Origin of the sequence: Methylobacterium aquaticum (genome assembly GCF_016804325.1) — a bacterium.
GTDB lineage: Bacteria > Pseudomonadota > Alphaproteobacteria > Rhizobiales > Beijerinckiaceae > Methylobacterium > Methylobacterium aquaticum_C.
Map to the genome: position 1 here is coordinate 1,821,035 of NZ_CP043627.1, position 15,124 is coordinate 1,836,158.

Annotated in this window: 13 protein-coding genes; 3 read left to right on the forward strand and 10 right to left on the reverse strand. The window is 72.2% G+C overall.

Annotated features, from left to right (window positions below):
- Positions 1–137: 137 nt before the first annotated feature.
- The gene (gene repB / locus F1D61_RS08080; RefSeq protein ID WP_203157412.1) at positions 138–1,181 is read right to left on the reverse strand and encodes a plasmid partitioning protein RepB; all 1,044 of its coding nucleotides are present in this window, start codon (positions 1,179–1,181) and stop codon (positions 138–140) included.
- Positions 1,178–2,398 carry a plasmid partitioning protein RepA gene (gene repA, locus F1D61_RS08085; RefSeq protein ID WP_203157413.1) on the reverse strand — a complete coding sequence of 407 codons (1,221 nt, stop codon included), beginning with the start codon at positions 2,396–2,398 and terminating at the stop codon, positions 1,178–1,180. Before repA ends, repB begins: the two co-directional genes overlap by 4 nt.
- 243 nt (positions 2,399–2,641) lie before the next feature.
- Between repA and F1D61_RS08090 the strand changes: the two genes are divergently transcribed.
- On the forward strand, positions 2,642–3,262 hold the full coding sequence (locus F1D61_RS08090; protein WP_203157414.1) for a pyridoxamine 5'-phosphate oxidase family protein: 621 nt from the start codon (positions 2,642–2,644) through the stop codon (positions 3,260–3,262).
- A 35-nt stretch (positions 3,263–3,297) separates the two neighbouring features.
- Here the strand turns inward: F1D61_RS08090 and F1D61_RS33995 are convergent, their stop codons facing one another.
- Positions 3,298–5,337, reverse strand: coding sequence for a methyl-accepting chemotaxis protein (locus F1D61_RS33995; protein ID WP_246775777.1), 2,040 nt, complete (start codon positions 5,335–5,337; stop codon positions 3,298–3,300).
- Between the two features lie 352 nt (positions 5,338–5,689).
- Between F1D61_RS33995 and F1D61_RS08100 the strand changes: the two genes are divergently transcribed.
- Positions 5,690–6,658: a C45 family autoproteolytic acyltransferase/hydolase gene (locus F1D61_RS08100; RefSeq protein ID WP_203157415.1), complete on the forward strand. Its 969-nt coding sequence runs from the start codon at positions 5,690–5,692 to the stop codon at positions 6,656–6,658.
- Positions 6,659–6,896: 238 nt separating this feature from the next.
- On the opposite strand, the gene F1D61_RS08105 is transcribed toward F1D61_RS08100, so the two are convergent.
- The 7 genes from F1D61_RS08105 to F1D61_RS08130 form a co-directional block, all read right to left on the reverse strand.
- Positions 6,897–8,654, reverse strand: a complete 1,758-nt coding sequence (locus F1D61_RS08105; protein ID WP_203157416.1) for an ABC transporter ATP-binding protein — start codon at positions 8,652–8,654, stop codon at positions 6,897–6,899.
- A 150-nt stretch (positions 8,655–8,804) separates the two neighbouring features.
- Positions 8,805–10,211, reverse strand: a complete 1,407-nt coding sequence (locus F1D61_RS08110; RefSeq protein WP_203157417.1) for a DUF2142 domain-containing protein — start codon at positions 10,209–10,211, stop codon at positions 8,805–8,807.
- Positions 10,208–10,894, reverse strand: coding sequence for a VTT domain-containing protein (locus tag F1D61_RS08115; protein WP_203157418.1), 687 nt, complete (start codon positions 10,892–10,894; stop codon positions 10,208–10,210). The genes F1D61_RS08110 and F1D61_RS08115 overlap by 4 nt, the downstream gene beginning before the upstream one ends.
- Positions 10,894–11,694, reverse strand: a complete 801-nt coding sequence (locus F1D61_RS08120) for a glycosyltransferase family 2 protein (RefSeq protein WP_203157419.1) — start codon at positions 11,692–11,694, stop codon at positions 10,894–10,896. Before F1D61_RS08120 ends, F1D61_RS08115 begins: the two co-directional genes overlap by 1 nt.
- 200 nt (positions 11,695–11,894) lie before the next feature.
- Entirely contained in the window at positions 11,895–12,605 is a 711-nt protein-coding gene (locus F1D61_RS35010; protein ID WP_432443295.1) for a glycosyltransferase family 2 protein, read from the reverse strand.
- Positions 12,503–12,844 carry a glycosyltransferase family 2 protein gene (locus F1D61_RS35015; RefSeq protein ID WP_348649435.1) on the reverse strand — a complete coding sequence of 114 codons (342 nt, stop codon included), beginning with the start codon at positions 12,842–12,844 and terminating at the stop codon, positions 12,503–12,505. Before F1D61_RS35015 ends, F1D61_RS35010 begins: the two co-directional genes overlap by 103 nt.
- On the reverse strand, positions 12,841–13,881 hold the full coding sequence (locus F1D61_RS08130) for a glycosyltransferase family 2 protein (RefSeq protein ID WP_246775778.1): 1,041 nt from the start codon (positions 13,879–13,881) through the stop codon (positions 12,841–12,843). The genes F1D61_RS35015 and F1D61_RS08130 overlap by 4 nt, the downstream gene beginning before the upstream one ends.
- A 124-nt stretch (positions 13,882–14,005) precedes the next feature.
- Here F1D61_RS08130 and F1D61_RS08135 point away from each other — a divergent pair, with 124 nt between their 5' ends.
- Positions 14,006–15,088 carry an RHE_PE00001 family protein gene (locus F1D61_RS08135; RefSeq protein WP_203157420.1) on the forward strand — a complete coding sequence of 361 codons (1,083 nt, stop codon included), beginning with the start codon at positions 14,006–14,008 and terminating at the stop codon, positions 15,086–15,088.
- The last annotated feature ends 36 nt before the right edge of the window (positions 15,089–15,124 follow it).

Below are 15,124 nucleotides of genomic sequence, written 5' to 3' on the forward strand. Positions count from 1 at the left end.
GGCGGAGTCGTAACGCGCGAAACCCGAATCGGCAGAGTCCAACTCCGCCGATTCCCGAAGCAGAGCACCAGATTCCTGTGAATCTCTGTGTCTAACCGGCGAGTCTTCGTCCCGCCGGTTGCCTATGGGATCGATCCTTAATCGGTCTCGTCGCGCGTCTTCGACTCGGCGAAGGCCGCGTAGAGTTGGGGAAGACTCTGGATCAGGTAGGCGGCAAAGTCCGGCTCGACCGCGTCATCGACGGTGAGCTGGGTGCCCTGGCGGCCGCGCTCGATCCGCACCACCGGCCGTCCGCCGAGATTGGTCCACACCGCCGGGGTCGGGGCCGGCCGCGGCGCCGGCGCGGTGAGGCCGGCGAGCAGCCGGGCGAAGCGGTCGTCGGAGGACAAACCTGAGAAATCCGGCGCCGCCAGGATGCGGGACACCGCCTCCCCGGCTCCCTCGCGGGTCAGAGCCTCGACGAGCGCGGTCCAGCGCGGCCGCCCGGCCTTCGGCGCTGGGCCGACCGCCGCCACGACCTCCGCCGGTACCGCCCGGCCGATGCCGATCAGGCGCGAGAGCTGGGTCTTCTCGACGGCGAGCGCCGCCATGATGGTGGCGCGGTCGAAGCCGCGATCCTCGAGCGCGATCGCGAACAGGGCCCGCTCGATATAGCTGAGATCGGCCCGGGCCGAGTTCTCCTGGCCTTGCGCGACGACCAGATCCTCGTCGGTGAGCGCCTTGACCACCGCCCGCACCGGCCGGCCGAGCTCGGCCGCCGCGCGCAGGCGGCGATGGCCGTAGGCGACCTGATAGCGGCCCTCCGCCGCCGGGTGCGGCCGCACCAGGATCGGCACCTGCTGGCCGCGCTCGCGGATCAGGGCGACGAACTCCGCGTGCTCCTGCGGATCGCCGGTCAGGCGGTCCTTCACGAACGACCCGTCGATCAGGCCTGGGTCGATCTCGACCACCCGGTCGCCGGAGGCGACCATGGCGCGGGCCTCGGCCGCCGCGCTGGCGATGCGCCCGAGGCTGCGCCCCATGGCACCGACGGCGCCGGAGCGCACCAGCGGACGCGGCGCCTCGGGTGGTGTTTCCACCGCCTCGGCCGGGTTGCCAACTGGCAACTCCGCCGGCGGTTCTTGTTGCGGTTCCTGGGCGCGGGCGCTCAGCGCCGCGCGGAGGGCATCCTTGCGCTTCATGCCGGCACGCGTCCCCAGGCGCGGTGCATCAGGGCCTCGATCTCGCCGTTCACCCCGTCGAGCGCCTCGATCGCCCGGTCGTAGGTGGCGCGGGTGAAGCTCTCGCGGCCGATCTCGTAGAGGGTCTGCTTCGACAGGCCGGCATCCGAGATGGCGGTGGATTTGAGCATCAGGTGGGTCAGCACCCGCTCGCGGAACAGCGAGCGCATGAAGCCGACCATCTGGGTCTGCGGTGCGTCCGACGGCTCGTAGCGGGTCACGACGTAGCGCAGGAAGTCGTAATCGAGGTCGGCGCCGGCCTCCTGCACCACCCCGAGCAGGTCGGAGGCCATCAGCAGGAACTGGCACATCGACATCACGTCGAGCATCTGCGGATGCACCGTCACCAGCATCGCGGTCGCGGCGCAGAGCGCGCCCAGCGTCAGGAAGCCGAGCTGCGGCGGGCAGTCGAGGATCATCACGTCGTAATCGTCGGCGACGCTGCCGAGCGCCGTGGCGATGCGGCCGAAGAACGGCTCGGCGTTGCGGTCGGCCAGCACCCGCGGGGTGTCGTGCTCGAATTCCATCAGTTCGAGGTTGCCGGGCACGAGGTCGAGGCCGGGGAAGTAGGTCTTGCGCACCACCTCCGAGAGCGGCTTCTGCTCGTCGTCGTGGCGGATCGCGGCATAGAGGGTCTGGTTGGGGCCGACGTCGAATTCCGGCTGGTAGCCGTGGAGCGCGGTCAGTGAGGCCTGCGGGTCGAGGTCGACGGCGAGCACCCGGTAGCCGCGGAGCGCCAGGTACTGGGCGAGGTGGGCCGCCGTGGTGGTCTTGCCCGACCCGCCCTTGAAGTTCACGACCGCGAGCACCTGGCAATGCTCGTCGCCGCTGCGGTGCGGCACGTAGCCCTTCGCCTTCGGGCCGTCGTCGAGGAGCTGGCGCAGCTCGTTGATCTGGTCGAGCGTGTAGGAGCGCCGGCCGCCGGGACCGATCTCCGGCTGCGGTCCCTTGCTCGCCAGCGAGAGCTGGCGCAGGTAGCCGTCCGCCACCCCGATCAGCTTCGCCGCCTCGCCGGAGGAGAACGACCGCAGCAGCTTGTGCGAGGCCGGCGGGAAGAGGGTGCGCCGCAGGGCGTTCAACTCGTTCGAGAGCGCGCCGCCATCGTCGGCGATGATCCGGGTGATCGAGGGGCGGTCGGAGATCGCGGCTCGTGCCTGCTCCTGCGGCTGGTCGGGCATTTACGGTTCCTGAGCGAATTGCGGAAAAACTCCGTAAAACGATGCCAGCGTGGCCGTAGGGACGCAATCGGTTTTTGGTTAAGATCGATTAACCATGGCTCGTCGGACGGCGAGTTGCCAGCTGGCAACCGGGTTGCCAGGAGCTTCGGTGAAGGGCGCTCACGCGAGGGTGCGATCGTCTCCATGGTCACGCGCCCGGGGATCGCTTAACCGAGCCATGAGCCTCACGGAGGAGACGGGCCGATGGCGATCCTGGAAACGGTGGCGGAGCTGGAGCGGGTCTACGGCGCGTTCGGCGCGGTCGGCGAGGCCTCGACCGCGAAGGTCGCCGATCACATCACGCCGCATTACCGGCGCTTCATCGAGGTCGCGCCGTTCGCGGCGCTGGCGACGAGCGGCCCGGAGGGGCTCGATTGCTCGCCCCGCGGCGACCGCCCGGGCTTCGTGCGGGTCGCCGATCCGCGCACGCTGCTGCTCCCCGACCGTCGCGGCAACAACCGGATCGACAGCCTGCGTAACGTGATCCGAGACCCGCGGGTCGGGCTGATGTTCCTGATCCCCGGCATCGGCAACGCGCTGCGGGTCAACGGGCGGGCGGCGATCGACGACGATGCGGATCTCTGCGCGTCCTTCGCCGTCGACGGCAAGGCGCCGCGCACCGTGATGGTGATCCGGGTCGGCGAGGTCTATTTCCAGTGCGCCCGGGCGCTGATCCGCTCGGGCCTGTGGCGGGACGAGGCCCGGGTCGATCCGAAGACGCTGCCGACGCCCGGCCAGATCCTGGCCGAGATGAGCGAAGGCCGCGTCGGCGGCGAGAGCTACGACGCGGCCTGGGCCGAGCGGGCGAAGCAGACGATGTGGTGAGGAAGCACCCCGCCGCGGAGCGGCGGGGAAGGGCGTCACGCCGCCTGGATGTCGCGCAGGAAGTCGTCGACCTGCCGCTTGACCTGGAGCGACTGGCTGGCCAGCTCCGCCGCGGCGGTCAGCACCTGGGAGGCGGCGCTGCCGGTCTCCCCGGCCGAGGCCAGGACCCGGGCGACGTTCTCCGACACGTCCCGCGTGCCGTGCGCCGCCTCGCCGGCATTGCGCGAAATCTCGCTGGTGGCGGCAGTCTGCTCGGTGACCGTCGCGGCGATGGCCGCGCTGATCTCGCTCATCCCGGCGATGGTGCGGTTGACCTGCCGGATCGCCTCCGCCGCCTGGCCGGTGGCGCCCTGGATCGCCGCGATCTGGCCGCTGATCTCGTCGGTGGCCCGTGACGTCTGGCTGGCCAGTTCCTTGACCTCGGCCGCGACCACCGCGAAGCCGCGGCCCGCCTCGCCGGCGCGGGCCGCCTCGATCGTGGCGTTCAGCGCCAGCAGGTTGGTCTGGCTGGCGATCGACGCGATGGTGGTGACGGCGGCGCCAATCTGCTCGGCTGCGTGACTCAGGCCCGCCATCGTGGCCCCGGTCGCCTCGGCGTCCCGGGCCGCATGGGACGCCACGTCGTTGGAGCGCAGGACCTGCCGCTCGATCTCCTGGAGGGAGGAGACCATCTCCTCGGCCGCCGCCGCGACGGTCTGGACGTTGACCGCCGTCTCCTCGGCCGCCGCGCTCGAGGCCAGGGCCTGGCCGTTGGTGGAATCCGCCACCTGGGTCATCGCCCGGGCGGTGGCGTCGAGTTCCGTCGCCGCGGAGGTGACGATGCCGAGCGCCCCGGCGATGCCGTCCTGGAAGTCGCGGACGAGCCGGTCGACCCGGGCCGCCCGCTCCAGGCGGCGGCGTTGTTCGCTCTCGCTCTCGCTCATCAGGAGGTCGGCCTGGTGCGCCTTGTCGCGGAACACCTCGAGCGCCTGGTTGACCCGGCCGATCTCGTCGCCGCGCTGGGTGTCGGTGATCGCCACGTCGTAGCGGCGCTCGATCAGGGCCTCGATCGTCGTCAGGCAGCGTTCCAGGGGGCGGCGGATCAGGCGGCGCGCCGCCAGGAACAGGACGCCGAGGAGGACGAGGAGGACGATGAACCCGGCCGCCGCCGTCTCGGCGACGCGCAGGGTGATCGGGTGCGAGAAGGCGGCGGCCGGCACGTCCATGACCAGCGACCAGGTCGTGTTCATGCCGGGCTGCGTGAACGGGTAGACGAGGCGGACCGAGCCGTCCGGGCTGCCGCGCAGGATGCGCGGCCGCCTGTCGGCCAGGGCGGCCCTGATGTCGGCTGCGCCGACGCCGTCGTAGTCCTTCATCAGGAGGTCGGGCTGCGGGGGAACGATCCACTTGCCGGCATTCGACAGCATCAGGACGCGCCCGCCGTCGAACGGGCGCATCGCCGCGAAGGCCTCCGCGAGCCAGCTCAGCCGGATGTCGACGCCGCCGACGCCCACCACCTGGGTCCCGACCTTGAGCGGCGCCGAGACCGAGGTGACGAGCTGCCCCTGGCTGGTCACGTAGGGCTCGACGAGGAGACTTTTGCCGGACGCGATCGGTTCGCGGTACCAGGCCTGCGCCGGATCGACGGGGAAGGTCGAGAAGGCGAGGGTGCCGTCGTCCTTCTTCGTCCAGTAGGGCGTGAAGAGGCCGGCGGCGTTCTCGAAGCCGGTTCCGCTGAAGTAAGGCGCAGCGCGCTTGTCCGTGGTGTCGGACATCCAGGCGCCGAACAGGTCGGGATAGTGCCGCAGCAGCGATTCGAGCGTTGCGACGGTATCGGCCTTGCGGACGGTGCCGCTGCCCATGAGTCCCGACAGCGTGCCCGTCAGGGCGGTGCCGGCCGAGACGGCATCGACGATCCTGACCGAGGTCTGCGCCGTCGCGACGGCGGCCTTCTCGGCGGCGAGTTGCAGGATCTGGTCGTTGGTCCGTTCCGCGGCCACCCATCCGGAGATGCCGACGAAGCCGACGAGGGTCAGGCCAATCGCCGATCCGGCGATCACCATCAGCCTGCCGGATAAACTCTTCTTGATCGTCATCGACAACAACCTGGTACTGCTCCAACTGCAGCTTTCCCGCCAGATGGTGAACAAAAAGTTTATCTTTGCGAGAGAAATGATAGAAATTCAGACGATCCGCGAAACGCTTCGCAGTTCGCAAAACTGTCGGAGGAATTCATTCCACCCTCGGCCAATCCGATGCAGACGAGCCGGCCCGGTCTCATCTGGCGCAGGGCCGTGACGCGTCCGGAACGGTAGGGCAGGGCGCCCGCGGATTTCAGGGTTACGCGACGACCGGCTCGCCGTCGGGGACGGTCGCGCGTGCGAGGGCACAAAGACACGGAACGGACTCCGCTCCGACGCGGCGATCGGTCCAGAGGACAAGGTCAGGATGCAAAAAACCTTCACTGCCCATGTCGAGGACCGCCCCGGCCCCGGGTGGCTCGCCCGGTTCCGCCAGGGGCGGGACGAGGCGGCGCGGTGGTATCTCGGGGAGGGGGCGCCCGAGCGGCCGTCGGCCGCCGAATGCCGCGCGGCGCTCCTGCGCCACATGCCCGAACTCGTCCCGGCCTACGACGACCTGTGCGGGATGGTCGGCGACGACGAACTCGCTCACCGCATCCTCAGCCATTACCGGCCGGCCCCGCACCGGCAGGGATGCAGCCAGGCGGTCTGGCTCGGCGAGGGCGGCCCGGCCCTGATCCGCAACTACGATTATCCGCTCTCCGCCATCACCGGCCGCATCGAGATGACGGCGTGGTCGGGCCGCCGGGTGATCGGGATGGTGCAGCGGCCCTGGGGCGGCTGCCTCGACGGGATGAACGAGGACGGGCTGGTGGCCAGCTGTACCCTCGGCGGCATCGCCCGGCGGGGCGAGGGCTTCGCCATCATCCAGATGCTGCGCTACGTGCTGGAGACCTGCGGCTCGGTCCGCGAGGGGGTGGCCGCGCTCTCCCGCCTTCCGGCGGTGCAGCTCCACAACGTCACGCTCCTCGACCGCAGCGGCGATCACGCCACGGTGTTCCTCGGTCCCCGGCGCGAGCCGGCGGTGACGCGCCAGCGCACCTGCACCAACCACCAGGAGCGGGTCTCGTCCGCCTCCCGCTCGGCGCTACGTCAGCGGGTGCTGGAGGAGGCCCTGGACGATCCCGCGACCACCCTCGCGGCGCTGGCGGCGCGCTTCGCCGAGCCGCCGCTCCATTCGCGCAAGCTCAGCTTCCCCACGGCCTATACCGCCTTGTACCGGCCCGACGCCGGCCGCGTCGACTACCTCTGGCCCGGCTACCGCTGGAGCCTGGGCTTCGACCGGTTCGAGGAGGGGGCCTATACCCACGATTACGGGGTGCTGGAGCCGGGGTGAGCGGGCGGGACGCCGGATCCCGGTATGCGTCGACGAATTCGAACACCCACCGGGTCATTCCGGGGCCGCGAAAGCGGAGCCCGGAATCCAGAACCGCGGATGGTCTAGAAAAAGGCGGATCGCGCTCCGCTTTGTTCTTCCACACCCGAGTGTCTGGATTCCGGGCTCCGCTGCGCGGCCCCGGAATGACGCTGAGTGTGGCCCACCGGTCGAGGCAGCAACGACCGTCCAGGCCGGATCACGCCCGACCCTGCTCCCCCGCCTGCGGCAGCACCTGCTCCGGCGGGCCCGAGGCGACGATCCGGCCGCCCTCCAGCACATGCACCGTATCGGCGCCGGCGAGGCTGGTGAGGCGGTGGGCGATCATGATGAGGGTGCGGGTGCCGGACAGCCCCTGCACCGCCCGCATCACCACGGCCTCCGTCTCGGAATCGAGGGCGGAGGTCGCCTCGTCGAACACGATCACGTCGGGATCGTGGTAGAGCGCCCGGGCGATGCCGATGCGCTGGCGCTGGCCGCCGGAGAGCCGGGCGCCGCGCTCGCCGACGCGGGTGGCGTAGGCCTCCGGCAGGGCGGCGACGAAGTCGTGCGCGCCGGCGAGACGCGCCGCCCGCTCCACCGCCGCCGCGTCGATCGTGTCGAGGCCGAAGGCGATGTTCTCCGCGATGGTGCCGTCGATCAGGAAGATGTCCTGGGGCACGTAGCCGATGCGGTTCTGCCAGGCCGGCAGGGTGGCGGGATCGAGCGTCGTGCCGTCGACCGCGATGCGCCCGGCCGTCGGATGCAGGAAGCCGAGGATCAGCCCGATCAGCGTCGACTTGCCCGAGCCGGTGCGGCCGACGAGGCCGACCGTGGTGTGGGCCGGAATCGTCAGGGTGACGCCTGCGAGCGCCGGGCGGCCGGCCTCGTAGTCGAACCCGACGCCCTCCAGGCGGATCGCCTCCCGGAACGGCAGGCGCTCGCGGGTACGGGGGAGGGCGGGGCGCTCGCCCTCGAGCCCGTCGACGACGAGCCGCACCGCCGGCAGGGTGAAGCGCAGGAGGGCGAGTGCGTTGAACACGTTCTGGAACGCCGGCAGCATCCGGTAGCCGGCGAAGGCGAACAGGCCGAGGAGCGGCAGGATGCCGGCGGTGTCGAGCCCCTGCGAGAGGGCGAACAGCACCACCACGATCACGCCGCCGAAGGCCAGGGCCTCGATGACGAATCGCGGCAACTGCCCGGTGAGCAGGCTCTCGGCGCTGGCCTGGGCGTAGGTGCGGGCGGGGGCCTCGAACCGGCGCGCGAAGGCTTGCGCCCGGCCGTAGAGCTTCAATTCGGTGAGGCCGCCCAGGGTCTCGTGCACCACCTGGAACCGGCCGGCATTGCCGGCGACGGCCCGGGCGCCGATGCGGGCGAGCCGCGCCCGCACCACCAGGAAGATGCCGACATAGAGCCCGCCGAAGCCGGCGCCGAGGATCAGCGCCAGGCGCGGCGAGACGACGAGCAGGAACGCGATGACGGCGAGCGCCGAGGTCGCCCGCGAGGCGATGACGGTGGCGGGCGTCAGCACGCCGACGACGAGGCGGTCGGTCTCGCTCAGGATCGTCTTGGCGAGCTCGGCGCTGTTGGCGGTGGTGAAGAACAGCCGCTCGCGGTCGATGGTGCGGAACAGCAGCCGGCGGGCGAAGCCGTAGCCGACGCTGTGGCTGAAGCGGAGCTGGGCGTAGGTGAGCCCGGCATTGACGCAGGAGGTGGTGAGGATGGCGACGAGTGCCGCCAGCCCGACCACGATCAGGAAGGTGCGGTCGTCGGTCAGCCCGAGCCCGTCGCGGATGGCGCCGAGCGCCGGAACCCGCGACGCCGCGCCGGGATCGCCGACCAGCGTCAGGAACGGTACCACCGAGGCGACGCCGACCACTTCGAGCAGGGCCGCGAGGGCGAGCCCGGCCCCAATCAGCCCGGCGCGGCGGCGCTCGCGCAGGGTCATGGCGCGGAGGAGGTCGATCAGCGCGCGCATGGGGCGGGATTCGGGAGGGGAGGGGAGGGGGGCATGCGGTCCTGTCGTGCGCCGCTCGTATCCAGCTGGCGCGGGCTTTCCTCTCCCCGCGGGCGGGGAGAGGAAAGCCCGCACGATCCGGCGCGTGAATTCCGACGGCCCGCCCCGCCTTCAGAACATCCACGCGGTGGCGAGCGGCACCACGACGAGGTCGAGGGCCGCCACCGCGGTACCGATGACGAGGCCCCAGCGCAACCCGGGTGCGAGCACCGCGGCGGGTCGCGGCACGAGGGCGAGGACGAGCATCGGGAGCAGCGGCAGGAAGTAGCGCCCCTGCGGCCCGTCGATCCGCGCCTCGCCGACATGGGTCCAGGACAGGTATTGCGACAGGGCGACGAGCCAGGCGGTGAGCAGAGCCGCGGTCACGAGGAGCGCCAGATCGATCCAGCGCAGCCGGACGCTCCGCCCGCACAGGATCGCGAGCCCGACGAGCGCCGCGATCCAGGTGGTGTAGACGATGGCCGGCAGCAGCCTGTCGAGCCAGCCGAACACCCCGATCGCCCCGGTGGCAAGCACCAGGACGCGCTTGAAGGCGAGCAGGCCTTGCGCCGGCAGGGTGAGGATCAGGCCGGGATGCTCGAGGAGGATCCGGACCTGCGCCCCCGTATCGGTGCCGAGGAACGGCGCGGGGCGCGGCCCGCTCCAGAGCGGGCCGGCCTCGTAGGCGAGGCGCGGCACCGGCGTCGCGACGTGGATCGTGGCGAAGACGATCCAGGCGACGCCCGGCAGCACCGCCAGCACGGCGATTCCGACCCGGCACCAGAACAGCCGGCTGACCCAGAAGCGCTCCGGCAGCGGCACCAGCAGCATCGCGGCGATCGCCGCATAGGGGGGCTTGGCCAGGACCACCAGGGCGATCACGACGGCGGCGAGGCGCCGGCGCCACGGATCGTCGCCGGTCAGCAGCGCGGCGGCCAGCGCGCAGGCGGCGATCATCAGGGCGTCCTGGTTGAAGGAGGCCGCGAGCGACAGGCTCATCGGCACGACCAGAACCCCGAAGAGGAGCGTCCGGCCGCGCCGGGCCAGCGCCAGGGCCGCGAGCCCGAGCGCGCCGTAGGCCGCCGTGTTGGCGAGGCGCCCGAGGAGGGCCGCCTTCGCGGGGGTGAGCCCGAGCGCCTGCCCGAGGCCGATCCCGAGGGCGCCCGGGATGTAGAAGGCCGGGAAATAGGTGCCGATGGTGTAGAGCGGCAGGAAGGCCGGGTGGCCGGGCGCGGGCATCGGCTCGGGCACCGGAACCTTGTCGGGCGCGAGCGGCCGGGCGCGGCTCAGGACTTCCCACACCGGATCGGCGGTGACGCCGGCGGCCGGGCGCGCGATGCCGTCGGAATAGGTCACGGTCTCCCGGTGGCCGACGACCTGGCCGTCGAGGAGGGCCACCGCCCGCAGCAGGTGGGCGGATTCGTCCGCCACCTCGCCCAGCGGCACGAGGACGGCGAGCAGCAGGCAGAGCGGCAGGCCGAGGAGGGCGAAGGCCGCGCACCAGAGCCGCCCGCCCGCCCCGTCGAGGCGGCCCGTCACGGCCGTTCGCTCGCGAGCCGCCCGGCGAGGCGCTTGAGCTTGCGCACCAGCAGCACCGTCGCGCCCACGCCCAGGACAAGGACGGCGCCGCGCAGCCACTCCGCCTCGCCGGCCAGCGCCGTGCGCCCGAGCGCCCCCAGCATCACGTAGGCGAGGAGCGCCGGCAGGGCAGCCAGGGTGCCCAGCAGGTAGTCGGCGAGGCGCACGCTGCTGAGGCTGAGCGCGTAGCTCGTCGGCGCGAACGGCATCACCGGCGAGAGCCGCATCAGGCAGACGAGGCGCCAGCCCTCCGCCGCCACCGTGCGGTCGAGGGCGGCGACCCAGCGCCCGCCGGCGAGGAAGCCGGGCCGGCGCCCGCGCAGCAGCCCCCGGCCGATCCAGAAGCTCAGGAGAGCCCCAGCCATCGTGCCGGCGGCCGCCGTCGCGAAGCCCGCGCCGAGGCCGAGCAGCGTACCGGCGGCGATGCCGAGCAGGGAGGCCGGCAGCACGCCGCTCGCCGCGATCAGGGTCTGGGCCGCGACCAGCACGATCGGCCCGGCGGCGCCCTGGCGCTCGCACAGGGCCGAGAGCCAGGCGATCACGTCCCCCGGGGTGCCCGGCGCCGCCAGGCCGAGCCCGAAGGGCAGGAGCGCGAGGGCGGCGAGGCCCGCCAGCATCCCCCCGGAGGCCATGGCGCGGCGCATCACGGCCGCGCCGGCACGGGCTTGGGAGCGTCCTTGGAGGCATCCTTGGAGGCAACCTTGGGCGCCTCGAAGAGCGGGTCGGCCCTGAGGCCCCAGCGGTGCAGCCGGTAGACCAGCGAGGTCTTCAGCACGCCGAGGCCGTAGACGACGCTGCGGCGGAAGTTGATCGAGGACGCCTCGGCGAAGTAGCGCGTCGGGCAGGAGATCTCGCCGATGCGGAAGTCGGCGTCCATCGCCAGGGCCAGCATCTGGTTGTCGAACACGAAATCGTCCGAGCAGCGGTCGAGGGGCAGGCTCTCCAGCACCGGGCGGCTCCAGGCGCGGTAGCCGCTGTGGTACTCGGACAGCTTCTGCCCCATCAGGATGTTCTGCACGAAGGTGAGGCCGCGATTGGCGACGTACTTGTAGAGCGGCATGCCGCCGACGAGCGCCCCCTTGCCGAGGATGCGCGAGGCCAGGACCGCGTCGTACTCACCCGAGACGATCATCGAGGCCATCGCGGTGACGAGGCGCGGGGCGTACTGGTAATCGGGGTGGAGCATCACCACGATGTCGGCGCCGCGGTCGAGCGCCGTGCGGTAGCAGGTCTTCTGGTTGCCGCCGTAGCCGCAATTCTGCGCGTGGCGCACGATGGTCAGGCCGAGTTCGTCCGCCACCGCCACGGTGTCGTCGCGGCTGGCGTCGTCGACCAGGATGACGTCGTCGACGATGTCGAGGGGGATCTCGGCATAGGTGCGCCGCAGCGTCGCCGCGGCATTGTAGGCCGGCAGGACGACGGCGATCTTCTTACCGTGAAGCATGGACAGGTCCGAACTTGCCGCGAGAGCCGCACCCGGGCGAGGGATGGTCTCAGATCATCGTTACCGCTTCGTCTCCGGCGAGACGGTTTTCACGCCATCGCCCGATGCGTTAGGCAGTCCTGCGCCGGGTTGCCAGAGCGAGGACTGGTCCGGCGCGCGATTCTCCGCGGGCTGTTGCCGGAAAACCGTAGGGCAGGGGCTCACCGGGCGATCGCCCGCATCAGGCCGGGCAGGGCCCGGGCGAGCAGGCCCGCCCCGCGCAAGGTCTCGCCGGCTTCCACGGCGGAGCGCCGGGCCAGCGCCTGGACGAGGCGCAGGGGCACCTGCGCGCCGAAGGCCGTCGCCACCAATGCCAGCGCCGTCGCCCGGCCGTGATGCTTGGCGGCGTAGCGGATCTGGCTCTCGAGGAAGCAGGCCAGCCGATGGGCCTTGGCCGCCCGGGTGGTGCCCTGGCCCTCGTGCCGCACATGGATGCCGGCGAGGTGGCGCACCGCGAACCCCGCATCCCAGGCCCGGGCGCAGAGATCGACATCCTCGTAATAGACGAAGAACCGCGCGTCGAAGCCGCCGAGCGCCGAGAACAGCGAGCGGCGGATCATCAGGAAGGCGCCCATCACCTGGTCGACCGCCCGGTCCTCTTGGTGGTCCCATTCGGTCATGAAGTGGGAGGGGACGAGCCGCGCCCGGTCGAGGAGGAGCGCCTGGCCGACCAGCGAGGCGGCGCTCGGCCGCCTCGCGCAGGAAAGCTGCACGCGGCCCGCCTCGTCGAGGAGCTGCGCGCCGACGATGCCGGTGCCGGGCTCCGCCATCAGGGCCGCGCGGGCCCCGGCGAGGCTCTCGCCCGTGACCCGGGCATCGGGGTTGAGGAACAGGATCGCTGGCGCGTCCCCCGCGCCGCGCCGGCATTGCAGGCCCGGCCGAAGCCCTGGTTGTCGGGATTGGCGATCACCGCGGGGCCGTGGCGCAGGGCCGGCAGGTCCTCGAGCGAGCCGTCGCGCGAGGCGTTGTCGACCACGACGACCCGTAACGAGAGCGCGCCGCCGAGCTGTGCCTCCGCCGCCGCCAGGCTGGCGAGGCAGGCCCGCAGCAGGGCGCCGCCGTTCCAGTTGACGATCACCACGTCGAGGGTCGGGGTCGGATCGACGGTCATGGCAATCCTTTCGGCCGCCCGAGCCGGCCGCGCAGGCCGTCGAGCACTGCACCGGAGAGATGGGCGAGCACGCCCGGGCGGTAGCCGGAATCGGCCCAGTAGAGCAGGGCCTGGAGCGGCAGGTAGGCGGCCTGCCGCACTCTCCAGCGCCGGGGCACGTGCGGCAGCCGCCAGGCATAGACGCTGTTGCGCAGGTAGGCCCCCATCCGGAACAGCGGCTGGCGCGGCATCTCGATGCCCAGCAGCCGGGACCGGATCACCCCGGCGCCGACCCGGTGGGGGAGGGCGGTCGCCGTCTCCATCCAGCAGCCGTAGCCGAGGCTCCAGGCGCGAAAGCACCATTCGAGATCGACGCCGTCGATGAAGAAGTCACTCCGGAACGGCCCGATCCGCGCATAGGCCGCGAGGTCGACGAGCGAGCCGGAGGTGGCCAGGAACTCGACCGGCACCAGGGAGCCGTCCTCCGAAAATCCCGGCCGGCGCGGATAGGCCGGCGCCTTGCGGCCGGGCGCCGCCTCGGGGCGCGGGCCGACCACGGCCGGCGGCGGGCTCACGGTTCGCAGCCGCGCCAGCGCGGCTTCGAGTTCCGTGACCTGCTCGGGCGCGAACGCCGCGTCCTGGTCGAGAAGCAGCACCTGCGCGGCGCCGGCCTTAATCGCCGCCCGGGCGATGGCGTCGAGGGCGCCGCCGATTCCGATGTTCCCGCCCGCCGACAGCACCCGGGCGCCGCGTTCCACGAGGTCGGCGGCGGCGGAAGCCGGCAGGCCGCCATTGTCGAACACGATGGTCGGGCGCGTCTCCGCCTCGACCCGGGCGAGCAGGGCCGCGACCTGCGCCGCATCCGGCCGGAAGACAGTGACGCCGATGGCGACGGGCGAGGGGGCGGAGGGCAGGGTCGTCTCGGGGCGGGGCTGGCGCCCGCAGGGCAGCCTGCGCGGCGTCGGGGTGGATCGGCGGTGACCGTGTCGCCGTAGGGCTGCCGGGTCGGACGGGTCAAGACGCCGCCGCAGCGACATCGCGGCGGGCGCGGCGCTCACCCCGCGTCCATGGGAAAACCACACACGCCGAGCGGATCGCGACGGAAGCCTCCCGGACCATCCACGGTCAACCAACCGAAGGGCGGTTTCCGTTGGGTATACGATTCCTTATGGTGCCGCCGCAATGGTTTACGATCTCGACACCATACACCGTCCCGCCGCGTGGCGACGCCTGACCGGTCCCCTGGAGGCGGCTTCCGACGCGCTGGTGCGGGTCGACGAGCGTCTCGCCCGGGCCGAGCCCGTGCTGGCCGACGGCGCCCGTGCCCGGGCGCACCTGCTCGACGCACAGGCCGCATTGCATCTCGATGGCGAGCTCGTCGCGCTCGAAGACCTGGTGCTGCACGAGGCGGCGATGGATGTGCGCCGTCCGACCCTCGCCCTCGGGCGTGCCGTCGCGGTCCTGGCCGAGCGCCGCCGCCTCGCCGCCGCGGCCCCGGGCCGGGCCTTCTCGGGCGCCGGCTGGACGCTCACGGCCGGACCGGAACCCGACGCCGAGGAGGACGACGCGAAGTGGGACGAAGAGGACTCGGGCAAGGAGACCGATCCGGCGCAGACGGAGGATGTACCTTACGCCGCCATCGACCGGCTGCTCGCCCGCACGCGCCGGACCCTCGCGGATTGCGAGGTGGGCGCACCGGTTCCGCGCCCCGCGACCGACGATCCCGGTGCCGCCTGGCGAACGGTCCTCGACGAAGCCTCCGACCTACCGGCCGTGCTGTCGGCGGCGATCGCCCTCGATGCCTGGCTGGTGCTCGATCCGGCCCCGCGCGCGGGCCATCGCGGCCCGCTCGCCGCGGCCGCCCTGCTGCGGGCCCGGGGCAAGGCCGTCGCCCACCTGCCGGCCCTGGCGCTCGGCCTGCGCGACGGCCGGGCGCGCTGGTCGCGGGCGCTGCCCCTCACCGAGCGCCTGGCCGTGCTGCTCGGCGCGGTCGAGGCCTCCGGCCGCCTCATGGGGCGCGACCTCGACCGCCTGGCGCTCGCCCGCGAGGTGATGCTGCGCGCCTGTACCGGAAGGCGCCGGACCTCGCGCCTGCCGCACCTCGTCGACCTGTTCGTCGGCTCGCCCCTCGTCACGGTGGCGAGCGCCGCCCGGGCGCTGTCGGTCACGCCGCAGGCGGTGGAGGCGATGCTGGCGGAACTGGGATCGGCGCGGCCGCGGGAATTGACGGAGCGGCGGCGGTATCGGGCGTGGGGGATCGTTTGAGGGGGTTTACCGTTTGCATCTGAAGACCTGAAACCC